Source organism: Oleomonas cavernae, from assembly GCF_003590945.1.
Lineage (GTDB): Bacteria > Pseudomonadota > Alphaproteobacteria > Zavarziniales > Zavarziniaceae > Zavarzinia > Zavarzinia cavernae.
In genome coordinates, this window is sequence record NZ_QYUK01000011.1 from 3,031,945 (window position 1) to 3,048,332 (window position 16,388).

19 protein-coding genes are annotated in these 16,388 nt (G+C 67.3%); 5 read left to right on the forward strand and 14 right to left on the reverse strand.

The window, feature by feature from the left end; genetic code table 11:
- The first annotated feature begins 14 nt into the window (after positions 1-14).
- Positions 15-389, forward strand: a complete 375-nt coding sequence (locus D3874_RS18525; RefSeq protein ID WP_158596100.1) for a response regulator — start codon at positions 15-17, stop codon at positions 387-389.
- Between the two features lie 4 nt (positions 390-393).
- Here D3874_RS18525 and D3874_RS18530 read toward each other — a convergent pair whose 3' ends face one another.
- The 12 genes from D3874_RS18530 to D3874_RS18575 form a co-directional block, all read right to left on the reverse strand.
- Positions 394-723, reverse strand: coding sequence for a hypothetical protein (locus tag D3874_RS18530; RefSeq protein ID WP_147385720.1), 330 nt, complete (start codon positions 721-723; stop codon positions 394-396).
- A 14-nt stretch (positions 724-737) separates the two neighbouring features.
- Positions 738-1,442, reverse strand: coding sequence for a tetratricopeptide repeat protein (locus tag D3874_RS18535; RefSeq protein WP_119779503.1), 705 nt, complete (start codon positions 1,440-1,442; stop codon positions 738-740).
- A complete protein-coding gene (locus tag D3874_RS18540; protein ID WP_119779506.1) occupies positions 1,435-2,361 on the reverse strand; it encodes a type II secretion system F family protein in 927 nt (308 codons plus the stop codon). Before D3874_RS18540 ends, D3874_RS18535 begins: the two co-directional genes overlap by 8 nt.
- A gap of 15 nt (positions 2,362-2,376) precedes the next feature.
- Positions 2,377-2,499 (reverse strand): hypothetical protein, encoded by a 123-nt coding sequence (locus tag D3874_RS31290; RefSeq protein WP_274380594.1) that lies wholly within the window; start codon positions 2,497-2,499, stop codon positions 2,377-2,379.
- Positions 2,496-3,299 carry a type II secretion system F family protein gene (locus D3874_RS18545; protein WP_119779509.1) on the reverse strand — a complete coding sequence of 268 codons (804 nt, stop codon included), beginning with the start codon at positions 3,297-3,299 and terminating at the stop codon, positions 2,496-2,498. Before D3874_RS18545 ends, D3874_RS31290 begins: the two co-directional genes overlap by 4 nt.
- Before the next feature lie 25 nt (positions 3,300-3,324).
- Positions 3,325-4,362, reverse strand: a complete 1,038-nt coding sequence (locus D3874_RS18550) for a CpaF family protein (protein WP_233560249.1) — start codon at positions 4,360-4,362, stop codon at positions 3,325-3,327.
- Positions 4,245-4,709: a hypothetical protein gene (locus tag D3874_RS30590; protein WP_233560018.1), complete on the reverse strand. Its 465-nt coding sequence runs from the start codon at positions 4,707-4,709 to the stop codon at positions 4,245-4,247. The genes D3874_RS18550 and D3874_RS30590 overlap by 118 nt, the downstream gene beginning before the upstream one ends.
- A 17-nt stretch (positions 4,710-4,726) precedes the next feature.
- Complete coding sequence (locus D3874_RS18555; RefSeq protein ID WP_119779515.1) at positions 4,727-5,980, reverse strand: AAA family ATPase; 1,254 nt, start codon at positions 5,978-5,980, stop codon at positions 4,727-4,729.
- Positions 5,977-7,401: a type II and III secretion system protein family protein gene (locus tag D3874_RS18560; protein ID WP_119779518.1), complete on the reverse strand. Its 1,425-nt coding sequence runs from the start codon at positions 7,399-7,401 to the stop codon at positions 5,977-5,979. The genes D3874_RS18555 and D3874_RS18560 overlap by 4 nt, the downstream gene beginning before the upstream one ends.
- A complete protein-coding gene (gene cpaB, locus D3874_RS18565) occupies positions 7,398-8,240 on the reverse strand; it encodes a Flp pilus assembly protein CpaB (RefSeq protein ID WP_233560251.1) in 843 nt (280 codons plus the stop codon). The genes D3874_RS18560 and cpaB overlap by 4 nt, the downstream gene beginning before the upstream one ends.
- Before the next feature lie 469 nt (positions 8,241-8,709).
- Positions 8,710-8,892 (reverse strand): hypothetical protein, encoded by a 183-nt coding sequence (locus tag D3874_RS18570; protein ID WP_119779522.1) that lies wholly within the window; start codon positions 8,890-8,892, stop codon positions 8,710-8,712.
- 109 nt (positions 8,893-9,001) lie between these two features.
- Positions 9,002-10,597, reverse strand: coding sequence for a hypothetical protein (locus D3874_RS18575; RefSeq protein WP_119779524.1), 1,596 nt, complete (start codon positions 10,595-10,597; stop codon positions 9,002-9,004).
- Positions 10,598-10,962: 365 nt separating this feature from the next.
- Here D3874_RS18575 and D3874_RS18580 point away from each other — a divergent pair, with 365 nt between their 5' ends.
- The 4 genes from D3874_RS18580 (at position 10,963) to D3874_RS18595 (ending at position 14,330) form a co-directional block, all read left to right on the forward strand.
- On the forward strand, positions 10,963-11,382 hold the full coding sequence (locus D3874_RS18580; protein WP_158596102.1) for a DNA-binding transcriptional response regulator: 420 nt from the start codon (positions 10,963-10,965) through the stop codon (positions 11,380-11,382).
- 146 nt (positions 11,383-11,528) lie between these two features.
- Complete coding sequence (locus D3874_RS18585; protein WP_119779530.1) at positions 11,529-12,296, forward strand: ABC transporter ATP-binding protein; 768 nt, start codon at positions 11,529-11,531, stop codon at positions 12,294-12,296.
- Positions 12,297-12,317: 21 nt separating this feature from the next.
- The gene (locus D3874_RS18590; RefSeq protein ID WP_233560020.1) at positions 12,318-13,379 is read left to right on the forward strand and encodes an ABC transporter permease; all 1,062 of its coding nucleotides are present in this window, start codon (positions 12,318-12,320) and stop codon (positions 13,377-13,379) included.
- 9 nt (positions 13,380-13,388) lie between these two features.
- Positions 13,389-14,330 (forward strand): ABC transporter permease, encoded by a 942-nt coding sequence (locus D3874_RS18595; RefSeq protein ID WP_119779533.1) that lies wholly within the window; start codon positions 13,389-13,391, stop codon positions 14,328-14,330.
- 3 nt (positions 14,331-14,333) lie between these two features.
- On the opposite strand, the gene D3874_RS18600 is transcribed toward D3874_RS18595, so the two are convergent.
- Together D3874_RS18600 and D3874_RS18605 are read right to left on the reverse strand one after the other, a co-directional pair.
- Entirely contained in the window at positions 14,334-15,866 is a 1,533-nt protein-coding gene (locus D3874_RS18600; RefSeq protein ID WP_119779536.1) for a CYTH and CHAD domain-containing protein, read from the reverse strand.
- Entirely contained in the window at positions 15,866-16,381 is a 516-nt protein-coding gene (locus D3874_RS18605) for a SixA phosphatase family protein (RefSeq protein WP_158596103.1), read from the reverse strand. Before D3874_RS18605 ends, D3874_RS18600 begins: the two co-directional genes overlap by 1 nt.
- Positions 16,382-16,388 lie beyond the last annotated feature (7 nt).

The following is a 16,388-nucleotide window of genomic DNA, read 5'->3' on the forward strand; positions in this document are numbered from 1 at the left end:
AGCCTGCGCCACCGATGCCCACGCTGCTGGTGGTCGACGACGACGACGCCCTGCGCATGGAACTGGCCGAGTTGTTCGAGCGAGTCGGCTACCACGTGTTGAGCGCGGCCGACGGCATCGAGGCCGTCGAGATCGCCCGTGAACAGGCACCGACCGTGGTCCTGATGGACGTCGGCATGCCGCAATTAGACGGCATCGCCGCCGCCGAGATCATGACCTTGCTGCGCCACACCGAACAGGTGGTGCTGATGAGCGGCAACCCCGAACTGGTGACCGACGCAGCCGCCCGCCAGGGCCTGACCTCGATCGTCCTGACCAAGCCCCTGACCTTCGAGACCTGCCGGCGGGTCATCGACAGCCTGGCCCTGCCGCGCGGCAAGACCGGCTAGGCCTTCAGTTCCCGCCGCCGGTGAAGGCAGCACCTTCGCCGATGCCTTCGATCACCGGGCCGGCGCCGCCCTTGCCGATCGACGCGAGGTAGTTGTCGACCTGCTTCTGGGATTCGGCACCGCCGACGGTGGGCCGGCGCCCGGCCGAGGTGGCATTCTGCATTTGCAAGATGGCACGGGTCCGTTCGCCCGGCGCAAGGCGCGGGACCGGCACGCCGTGGTCGTCCATCAGGGGGGTCGGCCCCTGCTGGGCCTGCGCCGGCAGGGCCGACGCCAGCACGGCAAGGCCCAGGGCCAGGGCACCCGCGGCCTGCCGCAGGGATCGATCACGCATCCGCATCTCGCCGTTCATGGTTTCCAGCTCCGAGCAAAGGAAAGGGTCTTGTCGCGTTCCGCCGCGGGCATGGCGGCGATCACCGCCTGGGCCTCGCGCTCGTGGCCGCTGTTCAGGGCGGCGATCACGAAATTGGTCTTGATCTGCTGGCTGTCCGGGCTCAACTGCGTTGCCCGCGCCAGCACGTCATAGGCTTTGGGGTATTGCTGCAGCTTCAGCAGGGCAAAGCCGTAGTTGTTGAGGATGCGCGTATCGGTGGGGGCGGCCTGCGCCGCGCGGGCGAACTGCGCCGAAGCGCCAGCCCAGTCGTTCACCTTGGCCCGCACCTGGCCCAGGCCGAAGGCCGCCGCCGGCTGAACCCGCCGCTTGTCGAGATCGACGTAGACCGCTTCGGCGGCATCGATCTGCCCGGTGCGCAACAAGGCGTCACCGCGCAGCGTCAATCCTTCGATATCGTTAGGATTACGCCCGAGATAGTCGTCGAGGAAGGCCAGCGCCGCCTGGGACTGGCCCTTGTCGTTCATGCCGCGGATCAGGGCGAGGAAGACCTGATCCTCCTGCCGGGTGGGCGGCATCGTCTGCTCGCCCGAGGCGGTGCGCGGGACCGCCGGCGGCGTCTGGCAGGCGGCCAGTGCCAGGGCGGCGCACAGGCCGGCGAGGGCCCGTCGCCGACGGCTGGGATGGCCGGCATTGCGCGGCATGATCGCTGTATCAACCATGCAGGCTGCTAAAGCCTTCGATCAGGCGCGACACCGCCGGACCGGCGATGATGATGATCAGCGGCGGCATCATGAACAACATCATGATGACCGTGAGCTGGGTCATGCGCTTGCCGATGGTGGTACGCGCAGCGTTCATGCGCCGCTCGATCATGGTCTCGGAGAAGACCTTCAGTGCGGCCGTCAGTTCGGTACCGTGGGTCATGGACTGGATCAGCAGGGCGGCCAGTTCGCGCCCCTCGTCGACCGCCAGGCGCGCACCCCACCGCTGCAGCGAAATCTCGTAGCCCTTGCCCTGGTCGATGTCGATGACGAGGCGCTCGATCGATTCCTTCAGCGTGTCGAGGCCGTCGGCTTCCTCGTGGCCCAGGTGACGAAAGGCCTGCTCGATCGAGGCACCCGACCGGACCAGCAGCAACAGCATGTCGATCAGGAACGGCAATTCCTTCTCGACCCGCAGCCGCCGGGCGTTCGCCAGGGTGGACAGATAGTAGCGTGGTACCAGATAGCCGATGGCAAAGCCGGCCAGCGCCGACAGCAGCGCGATGCGCGGGGTATAGAAGGCATATCCCACGGCGAGCCCGGCGAGCATCAGGACGACGCCGGCAACGAGCCGCAGGCCCGCCAGCCAATAGGGTGCATTGGCATCGTAACGCCCGATCGAGCGCATCATCTGCTCGAACTCGGCGATCGTCGACTGGCTCCGGGTGGTGGCCCGGCCGATGGCCTCGAGCACCCCGCCCTCGGGGCTTTGCTCCTCGTCCAGCAGGGCATCGTGGCGGCCGAACTCGCCCAGGCGATGGCTCAGGCGCCGTCCCTCGCCCAGGCGCCGGGTCTCTTCAAGCAGGATCTGTCCGCCGACGAACATCAGCAGCAGGGCGCCGACGACGACCAGGGCGGCAGGAATGACGTAGGACATGACCGCGCTCCCCGCTCAGTACTCGATGCGCATCATGCGGCGCATGATCAGAATGCCGGCCGCCTCGAGCCCGATGGCGGTTGCCAGCATGCCCTGCCCTTTTTCGGCGAAATAGTCGAGATAGCCCGGATTCATCACCAGGATCGCCACCGCGACCAAGGGGGAATGGCGACCATGACCACGGCCGTGGTACGCAGTTCCGACGACATCGCCTTGAACTCGTTGCGGGCGCGGATGCGGTCACGCAGCACGCGGGTGAGATGCTCCAGGATCTGCCCCAGATTGCCGCCATAGCGCAGATTGGTCCGCACCACGAGCGCCAGCATGGCCAGTTCCGCCACCGCCAGCCGTTGCGCCTGGACGCGCAAGGCATCGGGCAGCGGCACGCCGATCTTCAGGCGCAAGGCGACAGGATCGAGGTAGCAGCGGGCCGCGTCGCCGGAATAGACCAGCGCCTTGTCGAAGGCCTGGGCCTGGCTGTTGCCGGTGGAAATCAACTGCCGCAGCCGCTCCAGGAAATTCGGCAGTTCCTCCAGGAAGGCACCGACCTGGCGTTCGGCGGCATTGTCCAGGATCTGAAAGGCCACGAACAGGGCAAAGGCGGTGATCACCAGGCCGAAGATCGCACCCAGCAGCCAGATGCCCAGGACCGCGATGACGAAGATGACGGTGATGAAGCCGATCAGCCGCGGCGGCGTTACCGTCCAGTTGGCCTGCATCAGGCGCCGCGTGATGCCCGACGACGACATCATGAATCGCCCCATCAGCCGTTCCGTCTCGGGCAGGTCTTCCTCCTCGCCCGAGGTGACGCCGGTGGCGCGTCCCAATTCGGCCATGCGGCGGCGGAATTTGACGTCGGCCCGGCGGTCCAGCACATATTCGTCGATGAAGAAGCCGGCCGCGACGGCGACGAGCAGGGCCAGGCCGATCCAGATCATGATGCCCTCCGCCTCAGCGCTGCCACTACGAACGGCTGTCGAAACGGGCCGCGGTGCCGAGCGTGACACCACCGACCGACGCCAGCCGCTCGGCAAAGCCCGAATGGCGCGTGACCATGGCAAAGCTGCCCTGGCCCTGGGAGGCCGGGTTGTCGCGGTAGCGGAAACGCTCGTTCTGCACGATGGTCTCGCCTTCGATGCCCACGACCTCGGCGATCGACGTCACCTTGCGGGCGCCCATCCCCAAACGCTGGACCTGGACGATGACCTGCACGGCCGAAATGATCTGCCGGCGCACGGTCGCCACATTGGCCTGCATGCCGCCGAAGCCCAGCAGCAGTTCCAGGCGGCTCATGGCGTCCTGGGGCGAGTTGGCGTGCAGGGTCGCCATCGAGCCGTCGTGGCCGGTGGTCATGGCCTGGATCATCTCGACCGCCTCGCCGCCGCGGATTTCGCCCAGGATGATGCGATCGGGACGCATGCGCAGGGCATTCTTGACCAGGTGCCGCGCCGTAATCTCAGGCGTGCCGTCGGCCGACGGCGGGCGGGTTTCCAGGCGCACCACGTGGGGCTGGCGCAATTGCAGCTCGGCCGCGTCCTCGATCGTCACCAGGCGCTCCTGCGGGGCGATGAAGCCCGAGAGGATGTTCAGCATGGTGGTCTTGCCCGAGCCGGTACCGCCCGAGATGAGGACGTTGAGGCGCGCCCGCACGCAGGCCGCCAGATAGTCGATCATCTCCTGGTTCATCGTGCCGATGCGGATCAGGTCGTGGATCTTCAGCGGGATGCGCTTGAACTTGCGGATCGAGACCGTGGCCCCGTCGAGGGCGATCGGCGGGATGACGATGTTGACGCGGCTGCCGTCCTTCAGGCGGGCGTCGACGAAGGGCGAGGCCTCGTCCACCCGCCGGCCGATCGGGCTGACGATGCGCTGGATGATGTTCATCAGGTGGGCTTCGTCGCGGAACCGCGTGCTGACGCGCTCCAGCACGCCGCCGCGCTCGACATAGACCCGGTTGGGGCCGTTGACGATGATGTCGTCGATGGTGGCATCGGCCAGCAGCGGCTCCAGCGGGCCGAGCCCCACGATCTCGAAGAAGACGTCGTCGAGCAGGCGCTCGCGCTCGGCGGCATTGAGGGCGACGCCCGCCCCGCCACCACGACCGAAATCGCCCGGCTGATCTCGTTGCGGACCACTTCGCCGTTGGCCTTGTCGGGCGTGAAGCCGCGCTTTTCGAGATAGTCGTGGACGATCGTCAGCGCCCGGAACTTCAGTTCCTGGTACAGCGGCGAGGTATAGATCTCGCCCTCGGCCCTGGCGCCCGGCATGTTGGTCGGGAAGGCCGCGGCGCCGAGGGTGGAGCCCAGCCCAGGGGTATTTGTGGGACCAGCCGTGTCACGCACTACCATTGCTCGACTCCCAGAGGTCAACGGGCGCCGGCTCGGCCGATGCCGAGACGGGACAACAGGCCGCCACCGCCGGCGATCCGCGCGGCCGTGGCCGCGGTGCTGGACAGCGGCGGCGGCGCGGCGGTACCGGCCGTGCCCATGGTCGAATCGACGATCGTCCGCACCGCCTTGCCGAAGGTGCTCGCCGGATCGGCTGCCAGCATGGTGCCGAGGTTGCGCTGGCCATCGACGAACAGGCGGTCCTCGGGGATCAGCAGCGGCCGGCCCTTGGCGCGCAGCGCCGTCGCGATTTCCTCGGGCGCCGGGCGCAGCCGGGCGACATAGCGCGAGACCACCAGGGTGAAGTCGGGGTCCTTGTTGATTGCCCGGCGGATCCGGTCCAGCGCCGCCGCGGCAGCATGGATCGTGGTCATCGACTGGTCGACCACCAGGATCGAGGCATTGGCGTCGACGAACAGGCGATCGGCGATCCGCGGGTTCAGCGGCCGGTTCACGTCGATCACGATCGCCGTGAAGTAGCTGCGCAGGACATCGACGAGTTGCGCCAGATCGCCGTTGCCGGCGATCAGGGCATTCTCGTCGTCGGTCGCCAGCGGCAGCACGAACAGCCGCGGCGTCCGGGTCTGCGCGAAGGCGCCGTCGATCAGCGTGGCATCGAGACGGCCCAGGTCACCCAAGGCGTCGGTCATGTAGTAGGACGCCTTCACGCCGAGCAGGTCGAGCGATTCGGACGGCGGGAAGCCGAAATCGAGCAGCAGCACGCGCTCGGCGGCGCCGGCGCGCCTGGCCAGTTCCACCGCCGTCGCAACCGCGACCGAGGTCGAGCCGACGCCGGCGCGCGGCCCCATGGTGGCGATGATCTGCGCGGAATTGCCGCCGCGCTTGGACGGCCGCGACTGGAGCAGCCAGTCGACCTGCGCCACCAGGTCGTCGGCGGCGAAGTCCTTGTCGATGACGTCGCTGGCGCCGGCGCGCATGGCCGGGATCAGCGAGGTTGCACTGATGTTGTAGCTGGCGACCACCACCGGCATCGTCTGCCGTTCGGCCTTCAGGCTGACGATCAGCTCGGTGATGTTGCGGCCGTCCCAGGCGACGTCGTCGAGATCGACGACCACCGCCTCGACCCCCGTGGCCTCGATCAGGCCGCGCAGGGTCTCGAGCTGGGGCATGCCCCGGACCACCGAGCAACGCGAGAACAAGGCGGAGGTGAGGCGCTCGGCGAAATCCTCGTCGCTCGAGACAACCAGGATGGTACGACGGTCGGCGGTCATGGCATCAGCCCGTATTGCGGCAGGACATCACGCAGGCGGTTACGCCCGAGCAGCATGTCCCCTTGAGACGGATCGTAATTCTGCAGGTCGCTGCCCGGCAGCGGCGGGATCGCATTCGGGCTGAGCGGAGAGACCAGCCGCGGCGTCGCCACGATGATCAGTTCCTGGCGCTCGCGGTTGACCTGCTGGCGCTTGAAGAAGGCGCCGATGATCGGCAGGTCGCCCAGCCACGGCACGGCGTCGTCGGCATCGTCGATGCTCGAGGACAGCAGGCCGGCGAGGACGAAGCTCTGCCCGTTGCCCAGTTCGATGGTGGTGCTGGCGCCCCGCCTGGTGATCGCCGGGATCTGCGTTCCCTGAATGGTGATCGCCTGGCCGAAATCGAGCGCGCTGACCTCCGGCGCCAGTTGCAGCAGGATGCGGTTGGGGCTGAGCACCGTCGCCGCGACCTTGAGCCGGATACCGAATTCCTTGAACTCGATGGTGATCGTGTCCGAGTTGTTCTGCGGCACCGGGATCGGGATCTCGCCGCCGGCAATGAACTCGGCCGACTCGCCCGAGCGCACCAAGAGGGTCGGCTCGGCCAGCACCTGCGCCAGCTTGGCGCCCGAGAGGACACTGAGCACGGCGCTGAGATCGGAGCCGGGCAGGCGCAGCAGGACGCTGAGGGCATCGCTCAGGGGGCTCACCCCCTCGATCGAGCCGGTCAGGCCGCCGCCCGGATCGACCAGGGCATATTCAAGGCTGTTGCTGGGGCCCGAGAGGAAATTGAAGCCCAGGCGCTTGAGGGTGGTGGTCGAGATCGCAGCGAACTTCACCTCGACGCTGACCATCTGCTGCTGGGTCACCTTGATCTGGTCGTTGACCCCGTCGGGAAAGTAGCGCGCCGCGATCAGGAGGGCACGGGTGTGGGCCTCGTTGGAGGCCACGGTGCCCTTGAGCGCGACCTTGCCGCCGCTGGCATCGGCCCGGACCCCGGTCAGTTCGGGATCGTCGTGCAGGTTGCGTTCGAGGTCGGCGGTGCTCAAGGGAACCACCACCGGGTAGACATAGGCCCGTTCGCCGCCGACTTCCCAGACGATGAGGTTGGTCCGGCCGGGCTTGAGCCCCAGCAGCAGAATGTCGTTGGGGCCTACGACGCGGCCGGTCACCGTTTCCGGGTCGCCGATGGCCACCCGTTCGATCGGCGCGCTGAGCGTCAGGGGCAACTGCACGCCCGGCGCGATGGTGATCGAGGGCCGGTTGACGTATTCCGCCGCCAGGGCCGGCCGCGGCGCCCAACCGGCCGGGCCGGGGATCAGAAGGATTACGGCAAGCGCGGTGGCAGCCTGTACCGCGGCACGCCGCAGCCGCCGGGCGAGGCCGTCACGCTGCATGGGTACTGAGGATTGTGAAGCGCGAAACATGTCGATCTCGTTCATGGCACGGCCTGCTTGCCGGCGGTGGCTCCAAGAATGACCTCGACCTGCCGCGGCGCCATGACGGTCGGCGCGGGCAGGCTGCTGCCGCTGGTCGAGGCGGGCTCGCGATGGCGGGCGGCACCGACGAGATCTTCCAGGCGAACCGGCTGTATCGGTTCCTCCTTGGTATCCGTGGGATTACGCAAGGCGAGATAGAAGGCGCCCGATTGCTTGGCCACCGCCAGCAGCAGCGCCTGCTCCGAGGTCACGGCGACCGTGATGTTCTGCATGCGGATGGCCTTGTCGCCCTCTTCCGCCGTCAGCGCCTCGCCGACCGAGAGCACGCGGATCGCCTGGAGGATCACGCTCGACTCCCGGCGCTCGGGACCGGCCCCTTCTTCCGCCGGGCCCAGCGCGGTGTTGGCCAGGACGAGCTGGATGTCGACAAGGTCGTCGGCGCGCAGGAAGTTGCCGACGGCCACTTCGTCGTTGACGCGCAGGGCGACCGCCCGCTGCCCTTCCGGGATCAGGACCGAGAGGCCCGGCTTGGCATCCTCGCCCGGCGCCAGGATGGTGCTTTGCAGCACGAACTGGCCCTGCGGGATGGTCACCAGGGCGATCGCATCGACCGCCGAGCGCGGATCGCCGAGCGACCCGGCCGGGGCCGGGCCTAGCACCTTCATGGTGCCAATCTTGGTCGGGTCGATTTTCTCGCCCCGGGTGATTTCCCGCGCAGCGACCACAATGGTCACCAGATCCTGCCGGGGCGCCGCCGTTGTTGGCGCCTGGCCCGGCGCGGGGCGCTGGCGCAACGAACTGAGACCGAGGACGATGAACGCGACCGCCACCGCCACCAGCACCAACCCCAAGATCAATCGAAACTTAGATCGCCCCATCGGAACGCGCCCTTTACGCCAAAGTCCCCGTTCGATGACGCCGTTGCCGCTTCACGCCGGCAAAGACTCCACCGCGATGTGCGCCACGCTGGCGCAATTTGGTAAAGGTTTCGTTTGCATATGCGCCGGTGTCCCCAAGCAGGGCGGTTATTTTTTTCCGGCTGCAACTCGATCCCCTCCGCCGAAGTTGACTATAATCGAACTGGCGCGAGACAGAACCGAATATCACCCAAGCAGGGAGGAAAATCCCTTTAAAATGGGGGGTTCGCGCATTCTCTCTTGCACTGCAAAAAGCGCGGTTACATTGCCTTTGAACGCCCAATAGCGATCGGCCGCGAAACCTGTCGCGGCGCCGATCTCAAGAGAAACCGTCAGCGGTGGGAACAAGCGGGTCCAGAGCGGATGCACCCTGGCCCGGCCTACCCGGCAATCATCAGGGGAACGGAATCGAGATCCCACCGCTGGCCGAGCTCGAACGGCCCGAGCCGCCGTTGGCGCTGCCACCCAGGCGGGCACCGCAGGCCGCGATGTTTACCAGGAGGCCCGCCGCCAGCACGAACACGGCGAGTTTCGCCAGCCGGGCTGTGACCGAGGGGGAGGCTTTGGTGGTGTTCATGACGTCATCTTAGCGAAAGTCGCGGCGAATGGCAAAATGGCCCGCCGCTCAAATGAACGCCGGCGCACCACACTGAGGTGATGCGCCGGCAGACGCGAAGCAACGCAACCTACTGACCGCCCAGCGCCGCATTCAAGCCGGAGATGACGGGCTCGAGTGCCTGGCCCTGGGTATCGAGCAGGCCGTCGACCAGATCGGTCACCGGGGCGAGCGGGCCGCCGGCGGTCGAGGTCAGGTCGTTCAGGGGCCCGGTGAGCGGCGACAGGGTGCCGGTCTGGGCATCGACGAGGCTGCCCACCAGGTCGGTCACGCCCTGGAGCGGCGTCCCGTCGCCCAGGTTGCCGACCACGTCGCCGACCACGTCGATCAGCCCCTGGCTCTGGCCGGCGCCGGTCAGGCCGCCGAGCAGACCGTCCAGCAGGCCAGCCAAGCCGCTGTCGCCGCCGCCGCCGATGCCGCCCAGCAGGCCGCCTGCGAGGTCGCCGGTCGGCACGCCGCCGGTCAGCCCGGCCAGGACATCGTTGAGGCTGGAAATCAGCGGCTCGAGGGCCTGATTCTGGGTGTTGACCAGGCCATTCACCAGATCGGTCAGCGGGCCTAGCGCGCCGCCCTCGATCTGAGTCAGGTCGTTCAAGGCCCCGGTCAGCGCACTGAGCGCGCCGTCATTGGGGTTGAGCAGGGCATCGACCAGATCGGTCAGCGGCTGCAGCGCCGTATTGTCGGTGAGGTTGCCCAGCACGTCCTGAACCACGTCGATCAGGCCGGGGTTGGGGTTGTTGGGGTTATTGGGATTGTTCGGGTTGTTCGGATTTTCGGGATTCCGCGGGTCGCTGGGGCCGCCGATGATGTCGCCGAAGCCGTCGCCCCCGGTGATCGCGCCGGCCGCCAGGCTGATCTGGCGGATGCCGTAGCCCGACGCCGCGCTCATGAAGAAGTTGGGCCGGCTCAGGCTGCGGTGGATGCCGATCAGCGTTGCCTCGCCCGCCTGCTTGGTGCGGTCGGTCGACATGAGGTTGGTGGCGCTGTTGAAGTAGAAGCGGACGCCGCCATAGCCCAGGGCGCCCTGCTGGTCGAATACGCCGGTGGCAAACAGGGCCATGCCCGGGACATCGGTCAGCAGCGCTTCGGCCTGCACGTCGCCGCCCAACTCGTTCTCGTCGGAATAGCTGACGCCGGCGCCCAGGCGCAGGTTGGGGTTGGGATAGAAGGCGATGCCGGCGCGGCCGTACCAGCTATCCATGATGTCGCCGGTCTGGTAGCCGGCGAGGCCCTCCAGCGTGACATTGTCGAGATAGGCCTCGACGACGCCGGCAACGGCGTACTGGGCATAGCCTTCGACGAAGTAGCCGCCGCCCGAGACCCCGACCAGGAAGGTCTGCGGGTCGCGGTAGAACAGTTGCGCCGCGCCGCCGGCAAAGCCGACCTCGTCGGCAGCGACGCCGGCGATGCCGTCGACCTGCAGGCCGAGGCTGTCGCCCATCGGAATCGTCAGGCTGGGCGCACCGCCATAGATGCCGCCGTTTTCATCGCCGCCGCCGAAGAGGTCGAGATGCAGGTTGGTTTCCGCGACCGCCTTGGTGCCGTAGCCGAACTGATCGCTCGAGACGGGAACGGCATCCTGGCCGGCCACGAAACCCGACAAAGACAGGGCAGCAACCAGCGCCGTCGTGCCGAGAAGAAACTTGCTTCCGGTAATCTTGTACATGTTGTCCCAGCCCCTTAATTCGCAAGCCACCAAGTCAAGGCGCCCCGGACAACAGATGTCGCCCCGCCCTTACCTGCCCGGCCGATCCCAGCACCCGGTCCGATGTGCTGCGACGCGATCCGTTGCATCCGTAATACACGCGAATAACAGCCGAATCGAAGCGTTTAACAACTATTATGGTTGTATTCCGGGGGTAATTCCCATTTTGGGAGGATATGTGCAGCGCCAGAATTCAAGGAGAATTGGGGCGTTTGCTCCTTGACCCATCCCCCCGCATCTCCAAAGGTTGCGGCATGAGTTAGCGCGTCGCTCTTTTGACGCCAACGGGTGAACAAAACGGCGACAATGCGACTATGGGGCAGGCCTTGACGAGCACCGCGCATCATGGACCCCAGGTCCTGCTGGTCGACAGCAACATCGAACGCAGCCGACACTTGCGCGAGCATTTGTCGTCCTGGGGCTTCGCGGTGACGGTCGCCCATGACGGCTATTCGGGGCTGCGCCAGATCATGAGCACCTGGCCCGAATTGATCGTGGTCGACTCCGACCTGAAGGGCTGGTCGTCATCGGTGGTGATCGACGGCGCGGTTCGCCTCGGCTCGCGCGCGCCGGTCGTCATGCTCAGCGAGCCGGGCCAGGGCATGGCCTCGCGCTCGTCGCGCCGCCGGGTCATCGGCGTGGTGGAAAATCCCAATTCCGTCAGCGAGTTGCGCGCCGTCATGATGAATGCGCTGGCGAAGGTTTCGAGCGACGGCCAGGGCGCGGACAGTTTCGACCTGAACTGAGCGCCGAAAGGCTGCGACGACAACGGCGCCTGCGGGCGCCGTTGTCGTTTTTGGCCCCCGCACTGCAATGCAGCGGAATTGCCTTTACGCCCCTGCAACAACCGTCTTAGCCTTGATTTCGGGGAAAGCAGCGAGGTTGCGAGGGCATGGACGGTGCGACGCTGACGGTGGACGATGTCCACAAGCGATTCGGCAACCTTGAAGTCCTCAAAGGCATATCGCTGGCCGCCCGCAAGGGCGATGTAATCTCCCTGATTGGCGCTTCCGGCTCGGGCAAGAGCACCTTCCTGCGCTGCATCAATCTCCTCGAAACACCAGATTCGGGGGAAATTTGCGTTGAAGGTGAATTAATCGCGATGAAGCGCGATCGCCACGGCCGCAACCATCCCGTCGATCATCACCAGGTCGACCGCATCCGCGCCAAGCTCGGCATGGTGTTCCAAAGCTTCAACCTGTGGTCCCACATGACCGTGCTGCAGAACGTGATCGAGGCGCCGATCCATGTCCTGGGCAAATCGCGCACGCAAGCCGTCGCCGAGGCGGAGGCCCTGCTCGCCAAGGTCGGCCTGGCCGAGCGGCGCAACTATTATCCGGCACACCTGTCCGGCGGCCAGCAGCAGCGGGTCGCCATCGCCCGGGCCCTGGCCATGAACCCCGCCGTCATGCTGTTCGACGAGCCGACCTCCGCCCTCGACCCCGAACTGGTGGGCGAGGTGCTGAAGGTGATGCGCGACCTGGCCGACGAGGGCCGCACCATGCTGGTGGTCACCCACGAGATGGCCTTTGCCCGCGATGTATCCTCTCACGTCATGTTCCTGCACCAGGGCAAGGTCGAGGAGGAGGGGCCGCCGTCGGCGGTGTTCAAGAGCCCTGCCTCGGAACGCTGCCGCCAATTCCTGGCCAAGCACCTCTAGGCCGGATCGGATCACCCCCGCGTGCCAGCCCCTCCCGCGCCCGCCGCCGATCCCGCCAGCCTCGCCCCGGTGACGGCCGGTTTCGGCGATGTGATCGGCTGGCTCGCCGCCGGCGTCATCGGCCTGTTCAAGCTGATCGGCCTCGCGTTCGACGGCCTGGCCTGGCTGGTCGGCTGGATCTGGTGGCCCGTCGGACAGGTGCTGGGCTTCGTCATCGATGTGCTGGGCGATCTCTTCGCCGTGGTCGGCAGCGCCATCTATGCCTGGATCGCGCAGGTGGCGCCCGGCACGCTGCGCTACGTCGACCTGCTCAGCTTCGGGCCCACCGGCTGGGGTGACGACCTGTGGACCGGCACCAAGCTGACCCTGCACCTGGCGGTGGTCTCGCTCGGCGTCGGGCTGATCATTGGCCTGCTGGGGGCCGGGGCCAAGCTGGCGCCGAACAAATGGCTGAACCGGCTGGGCGATGCCTACACCACGGTGATCCGCGGCATCCCCGAACTCCTGACCCTGCTGCTGATCTACTACGGCCTGCAATTCGGCCTGCAGGGCGCGCTTGCCCTGCTCGACACGCCCGCCCTGTGCGCCGCCCTCGACCTGGGCGCCAAGCTCGACAGCCTGGGGCTGGAAGCGGCCAATGCCTCGATCTGCACCGACGAGCCGGTCGAGGTCAGCGGCTTTGCCGCCGGCGTGATTGCGCTGAGCCTGGTCTTCGGCGCCTTCGCGACCGAGGTTTTCCGCGGCGCCATCCTGTCGGTCCCCGGCGGCCAGCTCGAAGCCGCCCGCGCCATCGGCATGTCGCGCGCCCTGGTGATCCGGCGCATCCTGCTGCCGCAGGTCTGGCGCTTTGCCCTGCCGGGCCTGGGCAATCTGTGGCTGGTGCTGATCAAGGATACCTCCCTGATCTCGGTCATCGCCTTCGACGAATTGATGCGCAAGACCTTCATCGCCGTCGGCGTGGTCAAGGAACCCTTCCTGTTCTTCGGGGTCGCCTGCCTAGTCTATCTCGCCATCACCGGCGTCTCGATGATCGCCTTCAACCGTGTCGAGCGCTGGGCCTCGCGCGGCGTGCGCCGGGTCTGAGGGGCGACGATGGATCCCGCCAACACCGCACCCGCGACCCCCGACGCCCTGGTACCGCCCGAGGGCGGCGGCTTCTGGCAGGGGCTGGGCGACGCCGTCGGCTTTGCCTTAAGCTGGCTGCTGTGGGGCCTGGGCGAGGTCATCGGCTGGGTGGTCCATCTGTTCGGCCTGGTCAAGATGGGCCTGCGCGAAGTGTGGCTGCTGCTGGGCGACATTTTTTCGTTCGCCCTGGACCCGGCCGGCGCCTTCATCACCGAGCATCTGCCGGTGCTCGGCCGCTATGGCCCGCGCCTGCTCGACGGCCTGTGGCTGACCTTCGAGATCACCTTCATCTCGCTGCTGGTGGGCGGCATCCTGGCCATCCCCATCGCCCTTGCCCGGCTGTCGAAGAACAGTTTCCTGAGCGCCTGGGCGACGTCCTACATCTTCTTCTTCCGGGGCACGCCGCTGCTGGCCCAGATCTATCTGATCTACTACGGCTCGGGCCAGTTCCGGCCGTTCTTCGAGGACATGGGCCTGTGGGGGGTCTTCCGCGAGGCCTACTGGTGCGCGCTGATCGCCTTCAGCCTGAACACCGCCGCCTATACCGCCGAGATCCTGCGCGGCGGCATCGAGGCGATCCCGCCGGGCGAGATCGAGGCGGCCCGCTCGCTGGGCATGGGCCGGGTGCTGATGCTGCGCCGGGTGATCCTGCCCGGGGCCTATCGCTTCGCCCTGCCCGCCTATGGCAACGAGATCATCCTGATGATCAAGAGCAGCGCCATCGCCTCGATCATCACCATCTTCGAACTGATGGGCCAGACCAAGCGCGCCTTTGCCCAGTCCTTCTCGTTCTCGGTCTACCTCTACGCCGCGATCCTGTACTTCGTCATCACCTGGCTGCTGACCCGGGGCTGGAAGCGGCTTGAGGACTGGCTCAATCCCCAGCGCCGGCCCCCGGTCCACAACTGAGGCTCATTCCCGCCAGAACGGCTCCTGGGCCAGCACCGCGGCCCATTGCTCGCGCAGCTTTGCCCGCTTGCGATCGAGCGACGCGCCATGGAAGCCGGCCAGCACGCCCTCGGCATAGGCCCGGCCCGCATCGGCCCGGCCCAGGCTGCCGATCAGGCGGTGGGCGACCGTCAGATCGTTCAGATTGCCCAGGAAATCCTGCAGGCCCGCCAGCCCCTCGTGGAAATGCTTCACTTCCCGCCCGTCGAACAGCGAACCGAAGAATTCCAAAGCGTAGCGCAGGCGCTTGATCTCGATCCGCAGGCCGTGCAGCGCCTCGGCATCCAGGCGCATGATATGCCTGCCCTTCTGGCGCACCCGCTTGAAATGGGCGTCCAGCATGCCGGCGGCGAAGGTCTCGACCGGGCCGTCCAGGATCTCGCCCTTGCCCCCGGCCTGCCAGCCGCGGCCGGCGGCGAAGCGCCCCAGGGTCAAGGCCAGCCTCGTGTGCCGCGGCTCCTCGATCGCCGCGCGGGCAACGCCATAGCCCAGGCCCTGCTCGCTGCGGGCAAGCTCGAGGATGCGCTCGAACCGACCATCGGGGCCCAGGGCCTCGAACACCGGCCCGGCGACATCGCCGATGAAGACATCCCAGTCGCGGGCCGGGCCCAGGCTGCCGGCCAGCCATTTGACCTCGTTCGACAGCATCGTCGCCGGCTCGGGCCCCAGCACCCGGCGGAACAGGCGGAACGCCGAGCGCAGCCGGCGCAGGGCCACCCGCATCTGGTGCACGCCCTCGGCATCGCTGCCATCCAGCACTGCCTCGACATTGGCCAGCCACTGGCCGACGCAATCCTGGACGATGCGGGCGAAGGCATCGGACACCGACTGCCCACGGCCGAGCGCCAGCTTGGGCGCCTTCACCGCCGGCGGCGGCTCGGCGGCGGCCAGGCGGGCACCGCGTTCGCCCTTGGCCTCGACGATGATCCGCGCCGGAACCTGCTCGGTCACGGCCAGCGCCAGGTCGAACAGGGCCGCCGCCGAGCCGGACTTCAGCTCGAACTCCAGTTCCGAGATCGGCGCCTCGGCGCCGCCGGCGGCACGGATCGTGCCCTCGTCGATGGCAATCTCGACCACCCCATCGTCGCCCAGCGGCATCAGCCGCACGCTGCGGCGGAAATCGGTGACGAAGACCGGCTCGATCCCGGCCGCCGTCAGCTTTTCGAGGTCGAGCAGGCTGTCGACCGTGCCCGGCACGAAGGCCGCGAAATTGGGCGTCGTATCGGCACTTTCGACTTCCCATTCCCGCCGGGTCGCCAGCCCCGCGAGGCTTTCAACCGGCAGCTTGATGCAATGAAGGCGGCGGTCGCCATCCTCCCGCACCCGCAAGGTGATGCGCGAGGCCGCCAGGATGCGGTCCGGCGTATCGAAATAGGTGGTCTTGAGGTGCTTGGTCGCCGCCGGCACCAGGCCGCCGCGAAACAGCAGGCCCAGGCGCCGCAGGCGCGGCAGATCCTCGGCGGCGATGCCCAGCTTCAATTCGACTTCCGCGCCCATCACACCAGATCCCTCGGCACGACAAACAATTCCAGGCTGCCGCTCCTGCGCTTGAGATCGCGCCAGCGCGTGCCGGGCAGGCGGATCACGGCCAGACCCCCGGTGGGGAACTTGGCGGCGAGCTTGTCTTCGAGCGCCGTCGCCTTGGGCGCGATCAGCGTCGTCGCCAGGTCTTCCAGCCCGGGGTTGTGGCCGATCAGCATGACGCTGGCGGCGTCCTCGCCCACCTTGCGCAAGCGGTCGAACAGCACGTCGGCGGCGGCAAGATAGAGGTCCGGCTCGATCAGGGCGGGATGGTCGTCGCCCAGCACCGCCTGCACCAGGGTCAGGGTTTCGCGCGTGCGCTTGGCGCTGGAGCACAGGATCAGGTCGGGGATCAGCCCCTCCTGCTGCAGGAAGCGGCCGACCAGCGCAGCCGCGCGCTCGCCGCGCTGATTCAGCGGCCGGTCGTGATCATCGCGAGAAGTATCGTCCCAACTCGACTTGGCATGGCGCAGCAGAAAGATCGTTTTCATCAATATC